Raw genomic sequence first — 1,417 nt, 5'->3', positions numbered from 1 at the left:
AAAATAGGGCACTTTGTCAATTGTAGTGGGTGACATATAACTAAACACGAGAGGAGACGAACTTGGTCTTCTCTTTTTTGATGTTCAAAGCGAGGAAAATGCGTTTTTTAAAGTTGTCAAAGTTCCTGTAGCCAAAAGCATTTCGCTTGATGTCTTTGATGAGTTTGTTGGTAGCTTCCAGCTTGGCGTTAGAATAAGGAAGTTCCATGGCATTGATGATGTAAGTTTTGTAGCGTATAAAAGTATTTAAAGCCGTTTTGAAGGTGTGATTGAGAGATGGTAGAACCTCGTGTATTAACCCAAAGAACAGTTCAGAATTCTTCTCTTGCAAGTGAAAGAGAAGTAATTGATAAAGGTCATAATAGTCTTTGAGTTTAGGCACAAGGTTGAATACCGTATTAAGACACTCTCTAGGTGTTAAGGTTTCTCTGAAAGTTCGAGAGTAAAAGGCGTTAGGAGACAGATTTCTGCTATCTTTTTGAATGAGTTTCCAGTAGTATTTGAGTGCTCGGTATTCAAGAGATTTCTTGTCAAACTGTTTCATGATTTGTACCCTTGTCTGATTCATTGCTCTACTCATGTGTTGGACAATGTGGAAGCGATCGAGAACAATTTTAGCGTTGGGAAACAGCAGTTTGATTAGAGGCATATAGTTGCCAGACATGTCCATAGTGACGACTTTGACCTTGTTTCTAGCTTCTTTTGAGTACTTAAAGAAATGATTTCTGATGCTTGTTTGTCTTCTGTTATCAAGAATGGTGATGATTTTCTTAGTGTTATAATCTTGGGCGATAAAGGACAGTTTTCCCTTCTGATAGGAGAATTCGTCCCAAGATAATACTTGAGGTAAATTCGTATAGTCCTCTTTGAATTGAAATTGCTTGAGCTTGCGATAGACAGTAGAGGTAGAAATAGCGAGTTTAGAAGCAATATGGGTAAGAGCTTCTCTGTTGAGTAGGAGTTGAGCGATGTTGCGTCTCACTATTTCAGAGATTTGACAATTTTTCTTCACAAGGCTGGTTTCGGCTACAGTCACTTTTCGGCAGGCTTTACATTGGAATCTTCTCTTTTTCAAGCGGATAAGACTAGGAAAACCAGCGATTTGGATAAAGGGAATTTTAGAAGGTTTTTGGAAATCATATTTAATCTGAATTCCCTTGCAATATTTACATTTAGGCGGCTGATAGTCTAGTGTAGCGATGAGTTCGATATGAGTTTTGTGTTTCAAAGCCTTGTTTAAGGTGATATTTTTGTCTTTCATTCCGATGAGAGTTGTGGTATTATTGAATTGTTCCATAAGCTACTTTCTAATGTGAGTTTGGTCGCTTTTCATTATAAGTCTTATGGGACTTTTTTGATACTCAAAAAGCCCTATAATCTCCAGGGTGGGTTTACCCACTACAGAAATTATAGAGCC

The 1,417-nt window shown here is 37.6% G+C and carries 1 protein-coding gene; it reads right to left on the bottom strand.

The window, feature by feature from the left end:
- Nucleotides 1-40: 40 nt before the first annotated feature.
- Nucleotides 41-1,297, bottom strand: a complete 1,257-nt coding sequence (locus tag BU202_RS10325) for an ISL3 family transposase (RefSeq protein ID WP_075105674.1) — start codon at nt 1,295-1,297, stop codon at nt 41-43.
- Between the last annotated feature and the right edge of the window lie 120 nt (nt 1,298-1,417).

The organism is Streptococcus cuniculi (genome assembly GCF_001921845.1).
GTDB classification, from domain to species: domain Bacteria; phylum Bacillota; class Bacilli; order Lactobacillales; family Streptococcaceae; genus Streptococcus; species Streptococcus cuniculi.
Note: the sequence above shows the minus strand (reverse complement) of the source record. Positions and strands in the feature narration are given on the sequence as shown.

Bases quoted from the DNA above. Each gene is read 5' to 3' on its own strand.
- BU202_RS10325 (WP_075105674.1), bottom strand. From the start codon at position 1,297: ATGGAACAATTCAATAATACCACAACTCTCATCGGAATGAAAGACAAA.